At 70.1% G+C, this 19,801-nt stretch carries 22 protein-coding genes; 14 read left to right on the forward strand and 8 right to left on the reverse strand.

Going from position 1 to position 19,801, the window contains the following annotated elements:
* Positions 1-66 precede the first annotated feature (66 nt).
* The gene (locus ACW9J6_RS20745) at positions 67-1,017 is read left to right on the forward strand and encodes a DMT family transporter (protein WP_457118404.1); all 951 of its coding nucleotides are present in this window, start codon (positions 67-69) and stop codon (positions 1,015-1,017) included.
* Positions 1,018-1,374: 357 nt separating this feature from the next.
* On the opposite strand, the gene ACW9J6_RS20750 is transcribed toward ACW9J6_RS20745, so the two are convergent.
* Both ACW9J6_RS20750 and ACW9J6_RS20755 read right to left on the reverse strand, forming a co-directional pair.
* Positions 1,375-1,986 carry a c-type cytochrome gene (locus tag ACW9J6_RS20750; protein WP_457118405.1) on the reverse strand — a complete coding sequence of 204 codons (612 nt, stop codon included), beginning with the start codon at positions 1,984-1,986 and terminating at the stop codon, positions 1,375-1,377.
* Positions 1,987-2,055: 69 nt separating this feature from the next.
* Entirely contained in the window at positions 2,056-3,315 is a 1,260-nt protein-coding gene (locus ACW9J6_RS20755; RefSeq protein WP_457118406.1) for a PQQ-dependent sugar dehydrogenase, read from the reverse strand.
* A 337-nt stretch (positions 3,316-3,652) separates the two neighbouring features.
* Here ACW9J6_RS20755 and ACW9J6_RS20760 point away from each other — a divergent pair, with 337 nt between their 5' ends.
* Together ACW9J6_RS20760 and ACW9J6_RS20765 are read left to right on the forward strand one after the other, a co-directional pair.
* Positions 3,653-4,870, forward strand: a complete 1,218-nt coding sequence (locus ACW9J6_RS20760; protein WP_457118407.1) for a CoA transferase — start codon at positions 3,653-3,655, stop codon at positions 4,868-4,870.
* Between the two features lie 461 nt (positions 4,871-5,331).
* Positions 5,332-6,018, forward strand: a complete 687-nt coding sequence (locus ACW9J6_RS20765) for a Crp/Fnr family transcriptional regulator (protein ID WP_457118408.1) — start codon at positions 5,332-5,334, stop codon at positions 6,016-6,018.
* A gap of 45 nt (positions 6,019-6,063) precedes the next feature.
* On the opposite strand, the gene ACW9J6_RS20770 is transcribed toward ACW9J6_RS20765, so the two are convergent.
* Positions 6,064-6,693: a TetR/AcrR family transcriptional regulator gene (locus ACW9J6_RS20770; RefSeq protein ID WP_457118409.1), complete on the reverse strand. Its 630-nt coding sequence runs from the start codon at positions 6,691-6,693 to the stop codon at positions 6,064-6,066.
* A 137-nt stretch (positions 6,694-6,830) separates the two neighbouring features.
* Between ACW9J6_RS20770 and ACW9J6_RS20775 the strand changes: the two genes are divergently transcribed.
* The 4 genes from ACW9J6_RS20775 to ACW9J6_RS20790 all read left to right on the forward strand — a co-directional run bounded on the left by ACW9J6_RS20775 (position 6,831) and on the right by ACW9J6_RS20790 (position 10,353).
* The gene (locus tag ACW9J6_RS20775; protein WP_457118410.1) at positions 6,831-8,024 is read left to right on the forward strand and encodes an HlyD family secretion protein; all 1,194 of its coding nucleotides are present in this window, start codon (positions 6,831-6,833) and stop codon (positions 8,022-8,024) included.
* A 59-nt stretch (positions 8,025-8,083) separates the two neighbouring features.
* Positions 8,084-9,595: a DHA2 family efflux MFS transporter permease subunit gene (locus tag ACW9J6_RS20780; RefSeq protein ID WP_457118435.1), complete on the forward strand. Its 1,512-nt coding sequence runs from the start codon at positions 8,084-8,086 to the stop codon at positions 9,593-9,595.
* Positions 9,596-9,782: 187 nt separating this feature from the next.
* On the forward strand, positions 9,783-10,061 hold the full coding sequence (locus tag ACW9J6_RS20785) for a BrnT family toxin (RefSeq protein ID WP_457118411.1): 279 nt from the start codon (positions 9,783-9,785) through the stop codon (positions 10,059-10,061).
* A complete protein-coding gene (locus tag ACW9J6_RS20790) occupies positions 10,045-10,353 on the forward strand; it encodes a BrnA antitoxin family protein (RefSeq protein WP_457118412.1) in 309 nt (102 codons plus the stop codon). The genes ACW9J6_RS20785 and ACW9J6_RS20790 overlap by 17 nt, the downstream gene beginning before the upstream one ends.
* Here ACW9J6_RS20790 and ACW9J6_RS20795 read toward each other — a convergent pair.
* Together ACW9J6_RS20795 and ACW9J6_RS20800 are read right to left on the reverse strand one after the other, a co-directional pair.
* A complete protein-coding gene (locus ACW9J6_RS20795) occupies positions 10,340-10,852 on the reverse strand; it encodes a hypothetical protein (protein ID WP_457118413.1) in 513 nt (170 codons plus the stop codon). The genes ACW9J6_RS20790 and ACW9J6_RS20795 overlap by 14 nt on opposite strands.
* Before the next feature lie 46 nt (positions 10,853-10,898).
* A complete protein-coding gene (locus ACW9J6_RS20800; RefSeq protein ID WP_457118414.1) occupies positions 10,899-11,174 on the reverse strand; it encodes a DUF6894 family protein in 276 nt (91 codons plus the stop codon).
* Positions 11,175-11,410: 236 nt separating this feature from the next.
* Here ACW9J6_RS20800 and ACW9J6_RS20805 point away from each other — a divergent pair, with 236 nt between their 5' ends.
* The 7 genes from ACW9J6_RS20805 to ACW9J6_RS20835 all read left to right on the forward strand — a co-directional run bounded on the left by ACW9J6_RS20805 (position 11,411) and on the right by ACW9J6_RS20835 (position 17,054).
* Positions 11,411-11,992, forward strand: coding sequence for a LemA family protein (locus ACW9J6_RS20805; protein WP_457118436.1), 582 nt, complete (start codon positions 11,411-11,413; stop codon positions 11,990-11,992).
* A 10-nt stretch (positions 11,993-12,002) separates the two neighbouring features.
* Entirely contained in the window at positions 12,003-12,779 is a 777-nt protein-coding gene (locus tag ACW9J6_RS20810) for a TPM domain-containing protein (protein ID WP_457118415.1), read from the forward strand.
* A complete protein-coding gene (locus ACW9J6_RS20815) occupies positions 12,769-13,401 on the forward strand; it encodes a TPM domain-containing protein (RefSeq protein ID WP_457118416.1) in 633 nt (210 codons plus the stop codon). Before ACW9J6_RS20810 ends, ACW9J6_RS20815 begins: the two co-directional genes overlap by 11 nt.
* A 465-nt stretch (positions 13,402-13,866) precedes the next feature.
* Positions 13,867-14,235, forward strand: a complete 369-nt coding sequence (locus tag ACW9J6_RS20820) for a hypothetical protein (protein ID WP_457118417.1) — start codon at positions 13,867-13,869, stop codon at positions 14,233-14,235.
* 55 nt (positions 14,236-14,290) lie between these two features.
* On the forward strand, positions 14,291-15,373 hold the full coding sequence (locus ACW9J6_RS20825; RefSeq protein ID WP_457118418.1) for an ABC transporter ATP-binding protein: 1,083 nt from the start codon (positions 14,291-14,293) through the stop codon (positions 15,371-15,373).
* Positions 15,274-16,278, forward strand: a complete 1,005-nt coding sequence (locus ACW9J6_RS20830; protein WP_457118419.1) for an ABC transporter permease — start codon at positions 15,274-15,276, stop codon at positions 16,276-16,278. The genes ACW9J6_RS20825 and ACW9J6_RS20830 overlap by 100 nt, the downstream gene beginning before the upstream one ends.
* Complete coding sequence (locus ACW9J6_RS20835; RefSeq protein ID WP_457118420.1) at positions 16,275-17,054, forward strand: ABC transporter permease; 780 nt, start codon at positions 16,275-16,277, stop codon at positions 17,052-17,054. The genes ACW9J6_RS20830 and ACW9J6_RS20835 overlap by 4 nt, the downstream gene beginning before the upstream one ends.
* A gap of 3 nt (positions 17,055-17,057) precedes the next feature.
* Here ACW9J6_RS20835 and ACW9J6_RS20840 read toward each other — a convergent pair whose 3' ends face one another.
* The 3 genes from ACW9J6_RS20840 to ACW9J6_RS20850 are packed head-to-tail and all read right to left on the reverse strand — an operon-like array spanning position 17,058 to position 19,770.
* Positions 17,058-18,455 (reverse strand): pilus assembly protein TadG-related protein, encoded by a 1,398-nt coding sequence (locus ACW9J6_RS20840; RefSeq protein WP_457118421.1) that lies wholly within the window; start codon positions 18,453-18,455, stop codon positions 17,058-17,060.
* A 44-nt stretch (positions 18,456-18,499) separates the two neighbouring features.
* Positions 18,500-19,207 carry a TadE/TadG family type IV pilus assembly protein gene (locus ACW9J6_RS20845; protein WP_457118422.1) on the reverse strand — a complete coding sequence of 236 codons (708 nt, stop codon included), beginning with the start codon at positions 19,205-19,207 and terminating at the stop codon, positions 18,500-18,502.
* Positions 19,207-19,770, reverse strand: a complete 564-nt coding sequence (locus tag ACW9J6_RS20850; protein WP_457118423.1) for a TadE/TadG family type IV pilus assembly protein — start codon at positions 19,768-19,770, stop codon at positions 19,207-19,209. The genes ACW9J6_RS20845 and ACW9J6_RS20850 overlap by 1 nt, the downstream gene beginning before the upstream one ends.
* Between the last annotated feature and the right edge of the window lie 31 nt (positions 19,771-19,801).

Genomic DNA, 19,801 nt, shown 5'->3' on the forward strand with positions numbered 1-19,801 from the left:
GCAAGATTCGGGTCGCGCCCCGGGCGGCGCGGGGGCATGGAGGGGCGTCGCCACCGGAACCCCCGCATGGACCCCGCCTCCCGCCGCCCCATGACCGCCTCCGACTGGGGGCTGCTCCTCGTCCTGTCGGTGCTCTGGGGCGGCTCGTTCTTCTTCATCCGCGTGGCGCTCGACGCGCTGCCGCCCTTCACGATCGTCGCCCTGCGGCTCGCGCTGGCGGCCCTGATCCTCAACGCCCTGGTGCCGCTCCTCGGGGCGCGGATGCCGCGCGACCGGCGGGTCTGGGCGGCCTTCCTGGGGATGGGGCTCCTCAACAACGCGATTCCGTTCTCGCTGATCGCCTGGGGGCAGACGCACATCGCCTCCGGCCTCGCCTCGGTGCTCAACGCCACCACGCCGCTGACCACCGTGGTGGTGGCCCATCTCCTGACCCGCGACGAGCGGATGACCGGGCGTCGCCTCGCCGGGGTGCTGCTCGGCCTCGCGGGCGTCGCCGTGATGATGGGCCCCTCCGTTCTCGGCGGGATCGGGGCGGATGCGCTGGCGCAGGCCGCGGTCCTGGGGGCGGCGTGGTCCTACGCCTTCGCGGGGGTGTTCGGCCGGCGCTTCGGGCGGATGGGCGTGCCGCCCCTCGTCACCGCGGCCGGGCAGGTGACGGCCTCCGCGCTCCTGCTGGGGCCCGTCGCGCTCCTGGTGGACCGGCCCTGGACGCTGCCCGTCCCGGGTCCGATCCCGCTCGCCGCGGTGCTCGGCCTCGCCACCCTCTCGACGGCGCTCGCCTACCTCATCTTCTTCCGCATCCTGGCGCGGGCGGGGGCGACCAGCATCGCCCTCGTCACCTTCCTGATCCCGGTCTCGGCGATCGGCCTCGGGGTGCTGATCCTCGGCGAGCGGCTCGACCCCCGGCAGGTCGCCGGCATGGCGCTGATCGCGGCGGGGCTGGCGGCCATTGACGGGCGGGTCCTCGACCGGTGGCGGGACGCCGGGGGGCGGTCGCTGCGACGGTCTCCGCGCTGAGCCTATTCCGACGCGATGGATGCCGGTTCGTCGCAGACAAGGCGGCGGAATCAAAGACCGAGAGCAGCGCCCGATGGCACCGCGATCGGACGCTGCTCTCGGGGCGGAGGTCGGTCGCCTGGAGAGACACCGGCGTGCGGGGCGGTCGGATGGTGCGCAGGTTCCCCTCGAACTCCCCGTTCCCGGACGCCTGCAGCATCACGCGAGGAGCTCCGGACGCCGGCACGGGACACGCCGCGAAGCGATCCCGGAGAGTGGCAGCGGCGCTGACGGACGGACGCGATGCCCCGTGGTTTCATCCGTCAGGGCTCCCTGTTCCGGTGAAAACACGGACCGTGCGCCCTCCTGCACGCCCCCTCAGGGTCGTGGAGCTTGCTCCTTCGCAGCGCCGTCCGGCTGGTACTGCGCGAGGTAGCGGGCGAGGATCGGGATATGCTCGTCCCGGATGTCCCGTGAGACCTCGTTCATGGCCGGATTGTAGCCGGGGCGCGCGTTGGTCTTGTAGCCCTCGAGCGCGGCCGCGAGATAATCCTCGCGCTGACCGGCGATCCTCGGAATCTGACCCTGCCCGGCGAGATCGGCGCCGTGGCACGACCCGCAGCGGTAGCGCGCGATGAGGCCGCGGGCCTCCTCGGCGGCCGCGGCGTCGATCGGGGCCGAGGGCTGCGGCGCCGGCAGCTTGGCGATGGCGTCGGCGAGCGACTGCAGGTCGTCGTCGGACAGGCCCGCCGCCATGTCGTTCATCGGCGGCGCGACCCGCTGCTTCTCCCGGAACATCAGGAGTTGCGCGATCACGTAGTCGCTCTTCTGGGCGCCCAGGGACGGCACGCGCTCCGTCTGGGACGTCCCGCTCTCACCGTGACAGCCGAGGCAGACCGGCAATGGCTCCGGGGCCGGCTGCGCCCGCGCCGGTGCGCCGATGATCCCGATGAGGACGAGGGCCGGGAGACCGATACGAGGGAGGTGCACGGCGGCTCCGATCGCGGAGAGGGGGGCGTCGGGCCGGGGCAAGGCGAATCCTCGCCCCGGCCCCGTGACTCAGGATCCGGTGTGCGTGATGCGCCAGATCGCGCCGTTCCAGTCGTCGGAGACCAGCAGCGACCCGTCGGGCATCGGCTGCACGTCCACGGGACGTCCCACGTAGGTGTTGTTCTGGAGGAAGCCGGTCAGGAACGGCTCGTACGAGGCCACGGTGCCGTCATCCTTGAGCTTGACGACCACGACGTCTCCGCCGAGCTTCTCCGTCCGATCCCACGACCCGTGCCGCGCCAGGAAAATGGCGTTCTTGTAGCTGCTCGGGAACATGGTGCCGGTGTAGAACCGCATCCCCAGCGTCGCCACGTGCGGCCCCATCAGGCCGGCCGGCTTCGCGAAGTCCTTGCACGAATGGCCCCAGCCGAATTCCGGATCGGTGAAGTCGCCCTGGTGGCAGTAAGGATAGCCGAAATTCGGCGCCGCTGCGCCCGCCTTCACCAGATGCAGCGTGTCGTTCGGGATATCTTCCGACAGCCAGTCGCGGCCGTTGTTGCTGAAGTAGAAATCCTTCGTGACCGGGTTCCAGTCGAAGCCGACCGAGTTGCGCACGCCGGTCGCGACCATCTCGACGTTCTTGCCGTCCAGGTCCATGCGCCGGATCTGGGCGTGGCGCGGTGACGGCATCACGATGTTGCCGGGCGCGCCGATCGGCACGTACAGCTTGTTGTCCGGGCCGATGCCGATGAACTTCCAGCCGTGAGGCTCGTCCGTCGGCAGATCGTCGTAGACCAGGACGGGCTTGGGCGGCTGATCGAGTTTCTCCTCGATGTTGTCGTAACGCCAGATCTTCGACAGCTCCGCGACGTAGAGCGAGCCGTTGTGGAAGGCGAGGCCGTTCGGCCGGTGCAGGCCGCTGGCGATGACCTTGACCACGTTGCCGTTCGGCCCCGGCACCACGGCATAGACCTTGTCCCGCACGCGCGACCCGACGAACACGGTGCCCTTGTCGCCGATGCGCATGGAGCGTGCGTCCGGCATCCCGCTGGCGAAGACCTCGACCTTGAAGCCTTCGGGCACGTGCAGCATCGCGGTCGGCAGCTTGTCGGGTCGCGTGGGCAGCACCGGCCCGTCCACCGGCGCGAGCTTGAGCGCCGCGGGGCTCTCCGGTTGCCCGATCAGCGGATCGCCCGGAGGCAATTGCTGGCCGCGCTGCGCGACGGTCGGCGGCTGCGAGGGCGGGGTGGTTTGCGCCAGCACTGGTCCGGCGAACACGATAGATCCTGCGGCGATGGCGGCCACCGCCCGGCGTCTTTCGCCCAGCATGTCGATCCTCCCGGTTGTGCGCTTTCCGCGCCCATCAACATGTGTTGCACGAAGTCGGACTGTCCAGTCGCGACGATCAGCCGAGCCGCGAACCTTCTCGTGACCGCGGCGTCCGGCCTCATCGGGCGAGATCGGGTGCGTCGGGCCGCTCCGGGATCCCGGCGCGGCGGGTGGCCGGGACCGTGACGCGCTGTTCGGCGACGCTGGTTCCGGCCGTTGCACCGGTGCGATGTCCCGCGACGGCCGCACCGCCGCCCCGGTCCGCCGCCCGATCACCGGGCGCTTCTCACCGTCGGCCGATCTTCGTAAGACAGGGTGTCGATGCGCGGGGGACGCGATGGTCAAGATCCTGGAGGGATTGCGCATCGTCGAAGGCTCGGCCTTCGTGGCCGCGCCCCTGGCCGGCATGACGCTGGCGCAGATGGGCGCCGACGTGATCCGGTTCGACCGCATCAAGGGCGGCCTCGACCACGCGCGCTGGCCCGTGACCGATCAGGGCCGCAGCCTGTTCTGGGCCGGGTTGAACAAGGGCAAGCGCAGCCTCGCGGTCGACATGACCACCCCGCGCGGCCAGGAGGTGGTGACGCGCCTCATCTGCCAGCCGGGCGAGGGCAACGGCATCTTCCTCACCAACCTGCGCGTGCGCGGTTGGATGGATTACGACGCGCTGCGACGGCACCGGGACGACCTCATCATGATGTCGATCACCGGCGACCGCCACGGCGGGCCGCAAGTGGACTACACGGTCAATCCGGCCGTGGGTTTCCCCTTGGCCACCGGGCCGGAGGGTGCGTCCGAGCCGGTGGGGCACGTGCTGCCGGCCTGGGACTGCATCACCGGGCAGCAGGCGGCTCTGGGCATCCTGGCGGCCGAGCGCCACCGGCGCCTGACCGGACGCGGTCAGGTGGTGGAACTCGCCCTCAAGGACATGGCCCTCGCCATGCTCGGCAACCTCGGCATCATCGGCGAGGTGACCGTGAACGGCTCCGACCGGCCCAGGGTCGGGAACGCGCTCTACGGCGCCTACGCGCAGGATTTCATCTGCCGGGACGGCGAGCGCGTGATCGTGGTCGCCCTGACCCCGCGCCAGTGGGACAACCTGCAGGCGGCCACCGGCACGAGGGGCGAGATGGAGGCCCTGGCTGCGCGGCTCGGCGTCGACCTCGGCCAGGAGGGCGAACGCTACCTGCACCGCCACGCCATCACGCAGGTGCTGACGCCCTTCTTCGCCGCGCGGCGACTGGACGAGTTTGCCGGCGAGTTCCAGGCCAGGAGCGTCACGTGGTCCCGCTACCGCACCTTCCGCCAAGTGGTGGAGGAGGATCCGGACTGCTCGACCGACAACCCCATGTTCTCCCGGCTGGAGCACCCGGGCATCGGCTCGTACCTGACACCGGGCAATCCCGTCGTGTTCTCCGACGTCGAGCGCGTGGTCCCGACCCGCGCGCCGAGCCTGGGGGAGAACACGGACGAGATCCTGGCCGAGATCGGCTACAGCGACGCGGACGTGGCGCGCCTGCACGACGACGGGGTGGTCGCCGGACCGCGTCGGTGATGCGGGGAGAGGGATCGCCGGCGAGCATTCCGGCGGTCGAGCCGGCCACTGCCCCACCCTCATCCACCGTCCGCGCCGTCCAGGTCGCGTGCGCACGCCCGGCGCCCGCCCGAGCCCGTCCAGCACCGCGTCGAGTTCGCCCGGCTCGACCGCCGCGCTCCCCAGAATGGCGACGAGCTCCACCTCGCCCTCGGCGGGCTCCTCGACGCCGATGCCGCTCACCGGGTCGCTGGCCGCCCCAGCCGCTCGGCGAGGAGGTCGCGGGACAGCCGTCATGTCGGATTCGCCCGTCCCGCCGCGGAAGCCGGCCGCTCTGAGAGCATCGGCGCGCGGGGCGAAAATCCTGCCCGCGGCGGCGCTTCCGTCCGGACGTCGCCCCCGGAGAAGTTATCCCCAACCCTGGCAAGACCGTCCGCATCGTGGCAAGAACAGCAGAGTTGTGCGGGGTTCGGGGCGTCGTCATGGGTCGTCTGGGGGTATTTCCATTCTTCAAGGAAGCGGGCGTCGACCTCGCGCCCTTCGAGACCCGCTGCATCTGGAGACGCTTCGAGCCGAACGAGGTGCTCGTCGATTTCGACGATGCCTCGACGGACGTCTACTTCCTCGCGGCGGGCGAGGTGCGAATCCTCAACCGGACGCAGTCGGGCAAGGAGGTGATCCTGGGGGAGATGCGCGGGGGCGAGTTCTTCGGCGAGCTGGCGGCGATCGACGGCGTGAGCCGCTCGGCCAACGTCACGGCGCTGACCCGCGGGGAACTCTGCGTGGTCCCAGCCCCCGTCTTCCGGCAGATCGTGTTCGCGGCCCCGCCGATCGCCGACCGGCTGCTGCGCCTCCTCGCCAAGCGCGTGCGGGCGCTGAACGGGCGCCTGATGGAGCACGCCGTCCTCGACCTGCGCCACCGCCTCTACGCGGAGCTGCTGCGCCTGTCCTCGCCGCGGGCGGGGGCCGACGGGGAGCGGGTCGTGACGCCGCCCCCCTACCACCACGTCCTCGCGGCCCGGATCGGCTGCCGCCGCGAGCAGGTCACCCGGGAATTCACCGTGATGGCTCAGGAGGGCCTCGTCGACCGCACCCGCGGCGCGCTGATCCTGCGCCGCCCCGACCTGCTGGAAGCCCGGGTCGCCGAGGCCCTGCGCGAGGACGGCTGAGCCCCCGGCGGATCGCAGGAGCAGAGGCGGGGCCGCCCCGACCCGTCAGCCCTCCGGCCCGTACGCGGCGAAGAACACCCGCACCGCCTCGCCGATCAGATAGGCGGACTCGGCCGGGGTCGGCGGATCGCCCACCGCGAAGAGCAGTCGGCGCATCGCGTTCGCCGCGCAGAGATCGAAGAAGTGGCGCGCGGCCAGCGTCGTGTCGCAGGGGCGCAGGCGCCCGGCCGCGACCTGCGCGTCGAAATACGCCCGCAGGCGCTGCGTCCCCGACACCGGTCCCGCCTCGTAATAGGCCCGCCCGAAGCGCGGGAATTTCTCCGAGGCCCCGATCACCATGCGGATCGACGCGATGTGGTCCGGCCGGCACATCTCCTCGATGAAGGTCAGGCCGAGCCGCCGCAGCACCGCCGGCACGTCCGGATCGTCCGCATCGAAGCGCAGGAGGGTCTCCGCGAGGCACCGCTTCTCCTCGATCGTCAGCGCCTCGAACAACGCCTCCTTGCTGTCGAAGTAGACGTAGAGCGTGCCCTTCGAGACGCCGGCGGCCTTGGCGATGCCGCCCATGCTCGCCCCGTCGAAGCCGCTGGCGAGGAAGACCTCGCGGGCCCCGTCGAGGATCTGGCGGCGCTTGTCGCTCTCCGCCGCGTCGAGGGTGGTGGGACCGTTCGCCATGCCCTGAATCATTCCGTGCCGGTCCGGAGTGGTCAAGCCGACCCTTCGGCATAACTCGTTGACCGAACCGTTCGGTCAATCTATACGGGGAGCCGTCGGCCGGGGTCAACCGGCCGGGACGTGTCGGGGGACGGGCGATGGCCTATCGGGACCAGTTCGCGCAGGGGCAGGGGAATCCGGGCGACGTCGCGGCCCCGGCCGCGGAGGCGGCGCCGGCCAAGCCGCGTCGGCGGCTGCGCCGGGTGGTCCTGCCGCTCGTGCTCCTCGCGGCGCTCGGAGCCGGCGGCTACGAGGGCTACGACTGGTACACGACCGGCCGCTTCATGGTCTCGACCGACGACGCCTATGTGCAGGCGGACATCGCGACCCTCGCCGCCAAGGTGTCGGGCTACCTCGCGGCGGTGCCGGTGGTGAACGGGCAGGCCGTGAAGGCCGGCGAGGTGATCGCCCGCATCGACGACGGCGATTACCGCCTCGCGCTCCGCGCCGCGCAGGACAAGCTCGCCACGCAGACGAGCACCATCGCGCGCATCGCCCGTCAGGCCGAGGCGGCCCGCGCCCAGGTGGCGCAGGCCCGGGCGCAGGTCGACGCCACCCGGGCCGACCAGGTGCGGATGGCCCTGGATTACCAGCGCCAATTGCAGCTCGCCCAGTCGGAATTCGCCGCCCGCTCGCGCCTGGAACAGGCCAAGGCCGACCGCGACCGCTCGGACGCCACCGTCAAGGGCGCCGAGGCGGCCCTGCTCGCGGCCCAGGCCAACGTGGCGGTGCTGGAGGCGCAGGGCCGGGAGGCGGAGAGCCTCGCGGCCGAGCTGAAGACCGCCGTGGACCGCGCCGCCCGCGACCTCTCCTTCACCGAGCTGCGCGCGCCCTACGACGGCGTGGTCGGCAACAAGGCCGTCGAGGCGGGCGCTTACGTGCAGCCGGGCTCGCGCATCGCCGCGCTGGTGCCGCTTGAGAGCGTGCGCGTCGACGCGAACTTCAAGGAGACGCAGCTCGCCCGCATGCGGCCGGGCCAGCCCGTGCATATCCGGGTCGACGCCTGGCCCGACCGGGACATCCTCGGCACCGTCGAGAGCTTCTCGCCGGCCTCGGGTTCCGTCTTCAGCCTGCTGCCGCCCGACAACGCCACCGGCAATTTCACCAAGATCGTGCAGCGCCTGCCCGTGCGGGTGCGGGTCCCGGCCGAGGTCGCCCGCGAGGGCCTGCTGCGGCCCGGCCTGTCGGTGGTCGCCAAGGTCGACACACGCGGCCTCGCCGAGGGGTCCGCCGCCGACCGCCAGCTCGTCTCGCAGGGACCCTCGCTCAAGACCGCCGCGGCGCGGGAGTAGCCGCCGTGGCCGGAGCACCCGCCCTCCCGGCCACCGAGCCGCCCCTCGACCGCCGCCGCATGGTGGCGTTCATCTGCATGGTGTTCGGGATGTTCATGGCGATCCTGGACATCCAGATCGTCTCGGCCTCCCTGGCGGAGATCCAGGCGGGCCTCTCGGCCTCGGCCGACGAGATCCCCTGGGTGCAGACGAGCTACCTCATCGCCGAGGTGATCTCGATCCCGCTCTCGGGCATGCTCTCGCGGGTGCTCTCGACCCGCTGGATGTTCGTGATCTCGGCGGGCGGCTTCACCCTGATGAGCCTGATGTGCGCCACCTCGTCCTCGATCGGCGAGATGATCCTGTGGCGCGCCCTCCAGGGCTTCATCGGCGGGGGCATGATCCCGACCGTCTTCGCCTCGGCCTTCACGATCTTCCCGCCGTCCAAGCGCAGCATCGTCTCGCCGATGATCGGCCTCGTGGCGACGCTCGCCCCGACCATCGGCCCGACGGTCGGCGGCTACCTCACCGACCTGTTCGACTGGCACTGGCTGTTCCTCGTCAACATCGTGCCGGGCCTCTTCGTCACCGTCTCGACCTGGGCGCTGGTCGACTTCGACAAGCCGAACCTGGCGCTGCTCGACCGCTTCGACTGGGCCGGCCTCGCCTTCATGGCGGGGTTCCTGGGCTGCATCGAGTACGTGCTGGAGGAAGGACCCGCGCACGACTGGTTCGAGGAGGAGGCGGTGTTCGCCGCGGGCGTGGTGGCGGCGGTCTCCGGCGTGCTGTTCTTCTGGCGGGCCTTCACGGCGTCGCAGCCGATCGTGGACCTGCGCGCCTTCGCGGACCGCAACTTCGCGGCGGGCTGCGCGTCGAGCTTCGTGCTCGGGATCGGCCTCTATGGGCTCACCTACCTCTACCCCGTCTATCTCGGGCGGGTACGGGGCTACTCGGCCCTGCAGATCGGCGAGACGATGTTCGTCTCCGGCCTGTGCATGTTCGCCACCGCCCCGATCGCCGGGCGGCTGAGCGGACGGGTCGACCCGCGGATCATGATGGCGGTCGGCTTCACGGGTTTCGCCGCGGGGACCTACCTCGTCACCGGCGTGACCAAGGACTGGGATTTCGGGGAGTTGCTGCTGCCGCAGATCCTGCGCGGCTGCTCGCTGATGCTGTGCATGATCCCGATCAACAACATCGCGCTCGGCACGCTCCCGCCCGCGCGGATGAAGAACGCGTCCGGACTCTTCAACCTCACCCGCAACCTCGGCGGGGCGGTGGGGCTCGCGCTCATCAACACGGCGCTCAACGACCGCTGGGACCTGCACCTCGCCCGCCTGCACGAGCGCTTCACCTGGACGAACCCGATGGTGGTGGAGCGGCTCGACGCGCTGTCGCGGAGCTTCTCCGGCCTCGCGGGCGACCCCGACGCCATGGCGCTGAAGGCGATGATGGGCACCGTGCGCACGCAGGGGCTGCTGATGAGCTTCTCGGACGTGTTCCTGCTCCTCACCGGCCTGTTCCTCGCCATGGCCTGCGCGACGCCGCTGATCCGCAAGCCGCGGGCGGGCGCCGGGGGTGGCGGGCACTGACGCGGAGCCCATGATACCCATTCCGGATGAAATCGTCCGGAATGGGTATCACGAGCTCGCAGGGCGCCTGAGCGAGCCCGGTTTCCGCATCGCCAAGGGATCCGACAGGATCGCCTGAAGCGATCAATCGGACACCGTATGACGGGCCCGGCTTTGCCTCGGCAGTCAGATCGCACATGCAATCTGCATGCGGGTCGAGTGGGATGAGCGGAAGCGGCTGGCGAACATCGCCAAGCACGGATTGGATTTCGCGGAATTCGCATCGGGTTTCGATTGCGCATCGGCCGTGAGGGTCGAAACGAAGCCCAGCCGCACGGGCCGCTCACGCTTCAAGCTGATCGGCTGGCTCGACGGCAGGCTGGTCGTCGTCGCCATCCTGCCACCCCTCGGCTCCGAAGCGTTGTCCCTCGTCAGTCTCCGCCCCGCCGGCCCGAAGGATGGAATCCTCCATGCCCAAAGCTCCTGACCATGCCCCCGGCTACGTGCCGAACCCGCACTACACCCAGGACGACTGGGACGAGGTGAGCGACAATCCCCCTCTGACCGAGGAGGAGATGCGCACCGCGCGACCGTTCCGGGAGGCGATGCCGGAGGCCTACGCCGCGCTGACGCGAACCCGCGGCCCCCAGAAATCGCCCACCAAGGTCGCGATCTCATTGCGCGTCGACCGCGACGTGCTGGAGCGGTACCGCGCCACCGGACCGGGATGGCAGGGCCGGATGAACGATGCCCTCAGGAAGGCTCTCAGCCAGGGATAGGGTTGCTCCAATAGAAGGGCCGATCGACGTGCCGTCCTGCCGGGTCCCGCGGCCGTCCCGTCATGGCCTTTTTCGGGGACCGCAAATCCGGCGACCTGACGGCGTGGCGATACCAGACCAGCGTGAGAGCCAGGACGAGCAGGGCGCTCCCTTCGCCATAGGCGGGGATCAGATATGTGAAGTCGCGGAGAGACACCAACAGCAGGAAGAGAGAGGCGCCGGTCTCCAGGACGGCCCGCCGCCACCCGCTCGCAGCGGACCGTCCCGGCCGCGTGCCGGCGCGATCGAAGATCGGGCGCGCGAAGAACAACATAGCGAAACCGAGCGCGATCAAGACTGCGCTCACGCCATGCCAGGGTCCGACCTCCAGCAGGGCGGGGAGGTGGAGCAGGACGACGACGAAGGTCAGCGTCGCGCTCGCAAGCCGGCAGCACAGTTTCCGTTGCGACAGGAGGCGATCCTCTCGCCCCGGATCCCCGGCCTGAGGCAACTCCCCCATCCGCCACGCCTCCCACGGCGTGACGAAAGGGCAAGATTCCCCAACGTCACTGTCGAGCGGGGCGGCTCTTGACCCGCCGCGGCGGCGGCTCCGGCTCCAGATCCGTGAACGGCACCTCGAACAGCGGCCGGTGCGCCTCATCGGTAACGGCGAAGCGGTAGCGGGTGAGGACCGGGTTGCGGGCACATTCGTCGTGCGAGGTGAAGCCGGCCCCGTGCCGGGCCACGGCGAGGGCGGCCGCGTCGTCGGGGCAGTCGAGGCCGGAGAAGTCCTGGCAGACGAGGCCCGAGCCGGACTGGACGTCGAAATGGTAGCGAGGCATCCCACTCTCCATGCGCATCCCCCGCGGCGGGCGCTGGTCTCCGCCCCTCGCCGCCCGGAGAGCCTGCCCGTTTCCGCGCGTCCTGTCACGACCCCGCCCCTCGCCGCGACTTGACGCTGGGCAACGGGGCGGGCAAGTCGAGGGTGCCCGGCGCGGGAGCGCAGCCCCGAGGAGGACATCGCATGCACGCGGAGCGGAGGGGAGGCGTGCGGCGCGGCCGCGCGTGGCCGTCGCGGATGGCCGGTGCCGTGGCGCTGCTGGCCTTGGCGACCGGCCTGTCGGGCTGCAGCGCCGTCAACCGGGTGCCGGTCCTGGAGGAGCAGGCGAAATCGGCCTGGAGCGAGGTGCAGAACCAGTACCAGCGCCGCGCCGACCTGATCCCGAACCTCGTCGAGACCGTGAAGGGTTACGCCCAGCAGGAGAAGGACGTGCTGATCGGCGTGACCGAGGCTCGGGCCAAGGCGACCAGCGTCAAGGTCGACGCGGGCACGGTCAGCGACCCGCAGAAGTTCAAGGAATTCCAGGACGCCCAGAACCAGCTCTCGGGCGCGCTGGGCCGCCTCCTCGTCACGGTCGAGCGCTATCCCGACCTCAAGTCGAATCAGAACTTCTTGGCCCTGCAATCGCAGCTCGAAGGCACCGAGAACCGGATCGCCGTGGCGCGGCGCGACTACATCACGGCCGTGCAGGCCTACAATACCGAGGTGCGGACGATCCCCGGGCGCTGGATCGCGGCCGTGCTCTATCCGGACGCCAAGCCCATGGAGACCTTCACGGCGACGCCCGACGCCGCCCGGCCGCCCAACGTGAAGTTCTAGGCGCGCCGCCATGGCGGCCGCCCCCTCGGCGCTGCGACTCTCCATCGCCGTCCTGATCCTGGCGCTCGCCACCGCGGCGGCCCTGGCGGCGGACCTGTCCTTCCCGCCGCTCACCGGCCGCGTGGTCGACGCCGCGGGGCTGCTCACGGCGCAGCAGCGGGCCGACCTCGACGCCAAGCTCAAGGCCCACGAGGACAGGACCTCGGACCAGGTGGTGGTCGCGACCGTGCCGGGTCTCCAGGACACGACGATCGAGGACTACGCCAACCAGCTGTTCCGCGCCTGGAAGCTCGGCCAGGCCAAGACCAACAACGGCGTCCTGCTGCTCGTCGCGCCCAAGGAGCGCAAGGTCCGCATCGAGGTGGGCTACGGCCTCGAAGGGGCGCTCACCGACGCCCTGTCCAAGGTCCTGATCGCCAGCGCCATCGCGCCGCGCTTCAAGACCGGCGACTTCGCGGGCGGGATCAACGCGGGCGTCGACGGCATCCTGTCGATCCTGGCCGGCGATGCCCAGGAATGGCAGCGCAAGCCGCAGGTGCGCTCCGACGAGGTCGACCCCGCCCAGGTCGTCCTGTTCATCGCCTTCTTCCTGCTCGTGGTCTTCGTGCTGTGGCGGATGAACCGGGCCGGGCGCGGCGGCCTCGTGGTGCTGCCCGGCCCCGGTTCGGGCGGCTGGAGCGGGGGCACCTCGGGCGGCTGGAGCGGGGGCGCCTCGGGCGGGTTCGGTGACGGCTTCTCGGGCGGGGGCGGCTCGTCGGGTGGGGGAGGGGCCTCCGGTGACTGGTAGGGCCCGCGATCTCCTGTCGGCGGAGGCCTGCGCGCGGGTGGCGCAGGCGGTGGCGCGGGCCGAGGCCGGCACGGCAGCCGAGATCGTCGTGATGGTGAGCGCCCGGGCCGGGCTCTACCGCTCCGTCGTGCTGACCGCGGCCCTGGTCGCCGGGCTCGCGCTGCCCTGGCCGCTCCTCTGGCTCACCGGCTGGAGCGCAGGCCTGATCCTGCTCGCGCAGGCCGCCTGCATCGCGCTGATCCTGTCCCTGAGCGAGGTCGAGCGCCTGCGCCTCGCCCTGGTGCCCCGCGCGCTGCGGCGGGCGCGCGTGCGCCACGCCGCGCGGCTGGCCTTCCGCGCCCGGGGCCTCACCCGCACCCGGCAGCGCACCGGCCTGCTGCTGTTCCTGGCGCTGGCGGAGCGGCACGCCGAGATCGTGGCCGACGAAGGCATCCTCGCCCGGCTGACGCCGGAGGCCTGGAGCGGCCTCCTCGCCGAACTCGGCGCCGGCCTGCGGCGCGGCGAGGCCGAGGCGGCCCTGATCGCGGCCGTGACGCAACTCGGCGCGCGCCTCGCGCCCGTCCTGCCGGCCGCGCCCGACGACCCCGACGAGTTGCCCAACCGGGTGATCCTCGATCCGTGAACCCGCGCGATCCCGCCACGAGGCGAGAGGGCGTCTCTCTCCGGCAGGGAGAGAGACGCCAAGTCGCGACACGTCTCGGGAGGAGAGTGCGGATCCCGCCAGGGTCGAGGAAAGCGACGCGGGATCGACGCGTGTCATCTGACGAATACACGGCGACCTCGCTCATTCACAAGATAAGGCCGCCCCCCACCTTGGTCCGGGGTTGCCCGCGCGGGGCGCCGCACCCGCGCGGATCCCCCGGGCGGGCGAGGGTTGCGCCGCGAGGCCCGCTCTCCGTCGCCGGTCCGAGGCCGGACCGGTGCCATGCGCCTCATGGCGCGAGAGCCTTTTCCGACGAAGGGGATGCCGGTTCGTCGCAAAAAACGCGGCGAAAAACAAAGACCTGGAGCGGTGCCCGATTGCAACGTGACCGGGCACCGCTCTAGCCTGCGAGAGCGGGCCCTTCGCTCGCCACGGGAGGCCGGGATGCGTCGCCGCACCAGGATCACGGTGGCTCTGCTGCTCCTCGGCGGTCCTGTCGCCCGCGCCCAGACGGTGATCGATCAATCGGGCGGCGCGCTGCTGCCGGCCGAACTCGCGATGGTGCTGCGCAATCTCGGCACCGAATCCCGCGATCCGGCAGGAATGCGGCTGCGCCACCTGCGGCGGCGCGCGGGGCCGCCGGTGGTGCTGTGCGGCGAGATCAGCACGCGGGACGACCTCGGCGTGCCGACGGAGTTCCGGACCTTCGCGGCGGTGCCCGACCAGGACATGGTGTTCTCCCCCTTCGACGTGGCGGGCGGCCCGTTCCCGATGTTCGACTCCCTGATCCGCGCCCATTGCGGCACGCCTTGACGGATGGCCGCGTTCTTGGCTGAAAGGGCGACCGCCCCGGCCAGACTCCGCGCCCTTGCCCGATTCCTCCCTCCCGCTCCCCGGCCGGCTCCGTTTCGAGAGCGTCAGCAAGTGCTTCGGGGCGCTTGCGGCCGTCCAGGACGTCAGCCTCGACCTGCCGGCCGGCGAGGTCTTCTGCCTGCTCGGCCCGTCCGGCTGCGGCAAGTCGACCCTGCTGCGCATGCTGGCCGGGTTCGAGGACCCCACCGGCGGGCGCATCCTCCTCGACGGGCAGGACCTCGCGGGCGTGCCGCCGCACCGGCGGCCCGTCAACATGATGGTCCAGTCCTACGCGCTGTTCCCGCACCTGAGCGTCGCCGACAATGTCGGCTACGGGCTGCGCCGCGCCGGGCTGGCGCGGCGTGCGGTGGCCGAGCGGGTCGCGGCGCTGCTGCGCCTCGTCCAGCTCGACGGCTTCGAGGCGCGCCGGCCGGACCGGCTCTCCGGCGGCCAGCGCCAGCGGGTGGCGCTGGCCCGGGCCCTGGCCCGGAGCCCGCGCGTGCTGCTCCTCGACGAGCCCCTGGGCGCCCTCGACCGCACCCTGCGCGAGCAGACCCAGGCCGAGCTGCGGGGCCTGCAGCGCCAGCTCGGGACCACCTTCGTGGTCGTGACCCACGATCCGCCGGAGGCGATGATGCTCGCCGACCGCATCGGCGTGATGGATCGCGGCCGGCTCGTCCAGGTCGGGCCGGCCGCGGACCTCTACGAGCGGCCCGCCACCCGCTACGTGGCGGGCCTGCTCGGCGACGTGAATCTGATCGAGGGCCGGCTCGGCCCGGGGGAGAGGGGCGCGGTGCGCCGCCTCGATACGCCGCTCGGACCCCTCACCGGCACGGACCACCACGGCGCGGGTCCCGAGGGTGCGGCGGCGCTCCTGGCCCTGCGGCCCGAGCGGGTGGCGCTGAGCGCGGACGGGGAGGGGCTGCCCGCCACCCTGACCGGATCGACCTTTCTCGGCGATCGGATCCTCTACCGGGCGCGGCTGGCGGACGGTCGGGAATGGCGCGCCGCGCGGCCGGCGGGCGCCGCGCCGCTCGATCCCGGCGGCGCCGTGCGCCTCGGCGTGCCGGCGGGCGCGGCCGGGCTGGTGCCCGCGTGAGCCGAGCCGACCGCCTGCGCGCGGCCCTGGTCCCGGCGCTGCCCTTCTGCTGGCTGCTGCTGTTCTTCGGGGTGCCGGTCCTGATCGTCCTCAAGATCAGCCTCTCGGACCCGGCGACCGCGCTGCCGCCCTACACGCCCGTCCTCGACCTCGACGCGGGCGTGGCCGGCTGGGCCGACTTCCTCGCGGCCCTCGACTTCGAGAATTACCGCACGCTCGCGGCCGACCCGCTCTACCTCGACGCGGCGCTGACCTCCCTCCGGCTCTCGCTCGCCGCCACGGGGCTCCTCATCCTCGTGGGCTATCCCATCGCCTACGGCATGGCGCGGGCGCCGCGCCGGCGGCAGCCGCTCCTCGTGGCGCTGATGATCATCCCGTTCTGGACGAGCTTCCTGATCCGGGTCTACGCCTGGATCGCGATCCTGAAGGCGGACGGCTTCCTCAACCGGGCGCTGCTCGCGCTGGGCGTGGTCGCGCACCCGGTCGAGATCCTGAACACCCCTGCGGGGATCCTGATCGGCCTCGTCTACGCCTACCTGCCCTTCATGGTGCTGCCCCTCTACGCGGTGCTGGAGCGCCTCGACCGCGGGCTCGTCGAGGCGGCCCGCGACCTCGGGGCGACCCGCCTCACGGCCTTCGTGACCGTGACGCTGCCCCTGTCCCGGCCCGGCCTCGTGGCCGGCGCGCTCCTCTGCTTCATCCCGATGATCGGCGAATTCATCATCCCGGACCTCCTGGGCGGGTCCGACACGCTGATGCTGGGCCGGGTCCTGTGGAGCGAGTTCTTCTCGAACCGCGACTGGCCCCTCGCCGCCGCTGTGGCGATGCTGATGCTCGTGATCGTCGCAGGACCCGTGGTGCTGTTCCGCGAGGCGGAGGCCCGCCAGGCGGAGCGCCCCCGATGAGCCCGCGCGCCCACCCGCTGGTCGTGTCCGCCCTGGTCCTCGGCCTCGCCTTCCTGTACGGGCCGATCCTGCTCCTCGTCGCCTTCTCGTTCAACGCCTCGCGGCTGGTGACCGTGTGGGGGGGCTTCTCGACCCGCTGGTACGCGGGCCTGGCGGCGGACGGGCCCCTGGTCCAGGCGACCCTCACCAGCCTTGAGGTGGCCTTCGCCTCGGCGGCGCTCGCCACGGTGCTGGGCACGCTCGCGGCCCTCGCCCTCGACCGGCGCGGGGGCTTCCCGGGCCGGGTCCTGTTCTCGGGGCTCGTCGTCGCCCCGATGGTGATGCCCGAGGTGATCATCGGGCTCTCGCTGCTGCTGCTCTTCGTGGCGCTCGGGATCGACCGCGGCCTGTGGACGATCGTGGTCGCCCACGCGACCTTCACGCTCTGCTTCGTCGCCGTGGTGGTGCAGGCGCGCCTGCGGGGCCTCGACCGCGCGCTCCTCGACGCGGCGGCCGATCTCGGCGCCGCGCCGGCGACGGTGTTCCGCACCGTGACCCTGCCGCTGATCCTGCCCGCAATGCTCGCCGGCTTCCTCCTGGCCTTCACCCTGTCGATGGACGACCTCGTGATCGCGAGCTTCGTCTCGGGGCCGGGCGCCACCACCCTGCCGATGCGGCTCTACAGCCAGATCCGCCTCGGGGTGACGCCGGAGATCAACGCGATCTCGACCCTGCTCGTCGGCACCGTGGCGCTCGCCGTCGCGGCGGCCTCGCTGCTCACCGCGCGGCGGGGGTGAGGGTCACTCGGCGAGATGGGTGACCTGGTTCGCCTGGAAGAACATGGCGTCGAGCGCCTTGTCGATGGCGTCGGGCGACCCCGCTGTGTGGAAATAATCGGGGGATGATGCACACGCGGAGAGGGCATTGGGAACAGAAGGGCTGAAGGCGTTCACTTTCTTGTTCTCCGCAGCGACTCCGCCGCCCCTATCGACGAATTCGATCCGAATGTAGGGGATGTAGAGTATCGATATTGTAGCACCAGAATTCTTCAATGCTGTGCATAGAGACGGATCGATCACAGAGGGTTGCGAGCCACCGTCCGACCACCTCGCATCTCCATATTCTCTGAATCGAGACGGATTACCTGAGTAGATATATTTACCACTCGAAGAAACAATGAATCTCTGATTGTTCTGCATACCATCGGTGATCAAGAAGATGAACGGTTTTGGCTTGGCCTGGGTGAGGCCGTCACCGAAGCCGTTGCTCGCCGCTATCGTCGTGGCGATGTCGCGGAGCACAGCCTCAAAATGCGTTCCGCCGCTACCCGTCCCGGTCGATGGGTCGCCATTGACGGCAAGCTGCGTTACTCCCGTGTCGAGAAGCTCGGTGAAGACGGCGGGATTGTTACTACCACATCCGGCTTTGCTGGAAAGCGCCGACATGTTGAGGCTGATCGGCTGCAGCGTTGCCATCTCCGAAATGAACGGATAGAGCCCGATACGGTATTGATTGGCGACGAGCGGCTTCGAGGCACGGCGAATTAAATTGCAGACTGCAACGTTTACCGCACCCGATCGCAATTGTATTCCATACTTGAGCGCCAGATCGTATCCATTATATCCGGGAAAATGGCAGGCAAATTGACAGCCCTGCTTATAGTCGCCGAACATATCATTATTGTAGCTCGCCAGGCTTGACTGCCCTTCAGGGGTTGAAGGCAATCCCATCGACCCGGATACATCGATCAGCAAAAAGAAATCTAAGTAACTAGGCACATCGGTCCTGGCAACGGCCTTGCCTTCAACGGCCATGCTGCGAATACCAAAGATCGGACCGAACTTAGCCGCCATGCTACCGCTATAGGACACCGTTGCGCTGAGGGTGCGGCCCGACTTCTGAAGGTCGATTGGGGCAAGAGTATACTGGGTGAAGGGCGTCGTGCCCGCATTCACCGCGAAGGTATTCGCTCCCTTGGTCCTGCCGACCTCGATGCCGGACTTCCAAGCGTCCGGGGCCGATGCGTTGGCCGCGATGTAGGCCTTGGCCGTCGCAACGGCCGCGAGGGCGGCAGCGTCGGCGGCGGCGTCGAGCTTGACCTTGCTGCTGATCGCCAGGCCGTAATCGATGCACAGGCCGATCAACCCGACGAAGGGGATCAGGCAGAAGGCCACGATGAGACCCACGTTGCCGCTCACCGCAGCGCCGAATCCGGTCCTGCCGCGGGGACGGGTCCGCCATCTCAGGATTCGGGACATGTGAGGACCATTCCCTGGGTGGTCACCGGGTCGGCGCTGATCAGCGTCGCGTAGCGGGGCTGCAGGTAGACGGTGCGGGCGACGCGCACCTTCGGTACCAGTTGCGTTCCGACGACCGGTTCGTAGTCGAACGCAACATCGACGGCGATCACGGAGCCTGGGCCAAAGATCGAGCGGGGCAGCGTGTCGGGCGCCGGGGGGTCCTCGTTGGGCGCGGCCCTGAGCGGAACGCCGCAGGCACGGTGATTGGCATCGATCTTGGTCGTCCACACGACCGTCGCCGCGTAGCAGCGGCTCATGTCGGCGCTGTCGCCGCAAGAGGGAGCGGCGGCGACGGGCGTGAACCGGATGCTCGCCGCGTTGATCGAGATCGCCGACGTCCAGGACAGGCCGCGGCGGGCCGCATCCTGCAGCACGTAGGGGAACAGGACCGTCGCGGCGCCGGCGCTGATGAGGAGATCGTTCGCGGTGACCAGCGCGGTGTTCGCGTCACCGGAATCCGCCTGCGTGAGCATCTGGCCGACCGAGGCGGCCACCCGCTCGACTCTCCGGACGCTGTCGATGTAGGCGACCAGTTGGAAGCCGCCGAGCGAGATGGTCAGCAGCAGCGGTAGGACCAGGGCGAACTCGACGGCGGCGATTGCCCGGCGCTCGGCCCCGAACGCCCTCCAACGGGGAAGCGCCGGGGCCATCAGTACTTCTCGTTTCGGAAGGCCGCGGTGGCGATGGCGAGCAACGCCGGGCGGCCGCGATAGGTCGCGGTGGCGCTCGTCAGGACGCTGCTGAGCACCGGTGGGATCATGGTCACCGGGTAGACGGCAATCATGTATTGATACTCCCCCTGATTGCCGAGTTCGAAGGTTTCTTGGCCGCGATCGAGCGGTGGAATTTTGATGTTCGTCCAATTATCGTTGATAAACTGGAAGTAACCTGCAGTATAAGATGATATATCGACTTTATAAACATTGATTACAACGTCATCACAAGAAATTGTGCTGGATATATCCTTGCAAAACACGTCGGAACGGAATTTGTCCCTGGTCAATCCCTTCAATTGAACGGCGCCGGTCATGATCTGACGCGCTGCCCGGCTCGTCGCGAGGTCCAGAGACTGACCGACGAAGGTATTGAAGCCGAAGACCATGATGAATGCGATGATGAGCGTCAGCATGGACGACACAATCGCGAACTCGACGGCGCTCGCCCCGTTTCGCTGACGCAGGAATTCTGAGAGGCGAGCCATGCCCGCCATCATGGAGATGATCTTCTAACGCTGCGTAAAGGGA

Source organism: Methylobacterium sp. JK268 (assembly GCF_054052225.1).

What these genes read in the sequence shown, in the direction of transcription:
- ACW9J6_RS20820 (WP_457118417.1), top strand. Translation starts at nt 13,867, where the DNA reads ATGCGTCGCCGCACCAGGATCACGGTGGCTCTGCTGCTCCTCGGCGGT.
- ACW9J6_RS20780 (WP_457118435.1), top strand. Translation starts at nt 8,084, where the DNA reads ATGGTGGCGTTCATCTGCATGGTGTTCGGGATGTTCATGGCGATCCTG.
- ACW9J6_RS20790 (WP_457118412.1), top strand. Translation starts at nt 10,045, where the DNA reads ATGCCCAAAGCTCCTGACCATGCCCCCGGCTACGTGCCGAACCCGCAC.
- ACW9J6_RS20770 (WP_457118409.1), bottom strand. Translation starts at nt 6,693, where the DNA reads ATGGCGAACGGTCCCACCACCCTCGACGCGGCGGAGAGCGACAAGCGC.
- ACW9J6_RS20785 (WP_457118411.1), top strand. Translation starts at nt 9,783, where the DNA reads ATGCGGGTCGAGTGGGATGAGCGGAAGCGGCTGGCGAACATCGCCAAG.
- ACW9J6_RS20775 (WP_457118410.1), top strand. Translation starts at nt 6,831, where the DNA reads ATGGCCTATCGGGACCAGTTCGCGCAGGGGCAGGGGAATCCGGGCGAC.
- ACW9J6_RS20795 (WP_457118413.1), bottom strand. Translation starts at nt 10,852, where the DNA reads ATGGGGGAGTTGCCTCAGGCCGGGGATCCGGGGCGAGAGGATCGCCTC.
- ACW9J6_RS20850 (WP_457118423.1), bottom strand. Translation starts at nt 19,770, where the DNA reads ATGATGGCGGGCATGGCTCGCCTCTCAGAATTCCTGCGTCAGCGAAAC.
- ACW9J6_RS20800 (WP_457118414.1), bottom strand. Translation starts at nt 11,174, where the DNA reads ATGCCTCGCTACCATTTCGACGTCCAGTCCGGCTCGGGCCTCGTCTGC.
- ACW9J6_RS20810 (WP_457118415.1), top strand. Translation starts at nt 12,003, where the DNA reads ATGGCGGCCGCCCCCTCGGCGCTGCGACTCTCCATCGCCGTCCTGATC.
- ACW9J6_RS20830 (WP_457118419.1), top strand. Translation starts at nt 15,274, where the DNA reads ATGGCGCGCCGCGCGGCCGGCGGGCGCCGCGCCGCTCGATCCCGGCGG.
- ACW9J6_RS20755 (WP_457118406.1), bottom strand. Translation starts at nt 3,315, where the DNA reads ATGCTGGGCGAAAGACGCCGGGCGGTGGCCGCCATCGCCGCAGGATCT.
- ACW9J6_RS20760 (WP_457118407.1), top strand. Translation starts at nt 3,653, where the DNA reads ATGGTCAAGATCCTGGAGGGATTGCGCATCGTCGAAGGCTCGGCCTTC.
- ACW9J6_RS20835 (WP_457118420.1), top strand. Translation starts at nt 16,275, where the DNA reads ATGAGCCCGCGCGCCCACCCGCTGGTCGTGTCCGCCCTGGTCCTCGGC.
- ACW9J6_RS20845 (WP_457118422.1), bottom strand. Translation starts at nt 19,207, where the DNA reads ATGGCCCCGGCGCTTCCCCGTTGGAGGGCGTTCGGGGCCGAGCGCCGG.
- ACW9J6_RS20745 (WP_457118404.1), top strand. Translation starts at nt 67, where the DNA reads ATGGACCCCGCCTCCCGCCGCCCCATGACCGCCTCCGACTGGGGGCTG.
- ACW9J6_RS20765 (WP_457118408.1), top strand. Translation starts at nt 5,332, where the DNA reads ATGGGTCGTCTGGGGGTATTTCCATTCTTCAAGGAAGCGGGCGTCGAC.
- ACW9J6_RS20805 (WP_457118436.1), top strand. Translation starts at nt 11,411, where the DNA reads ATGGCCGGTGCCGTGGCGCTGCTGGCCTTGGCGACCGGCCTGTCGGGC.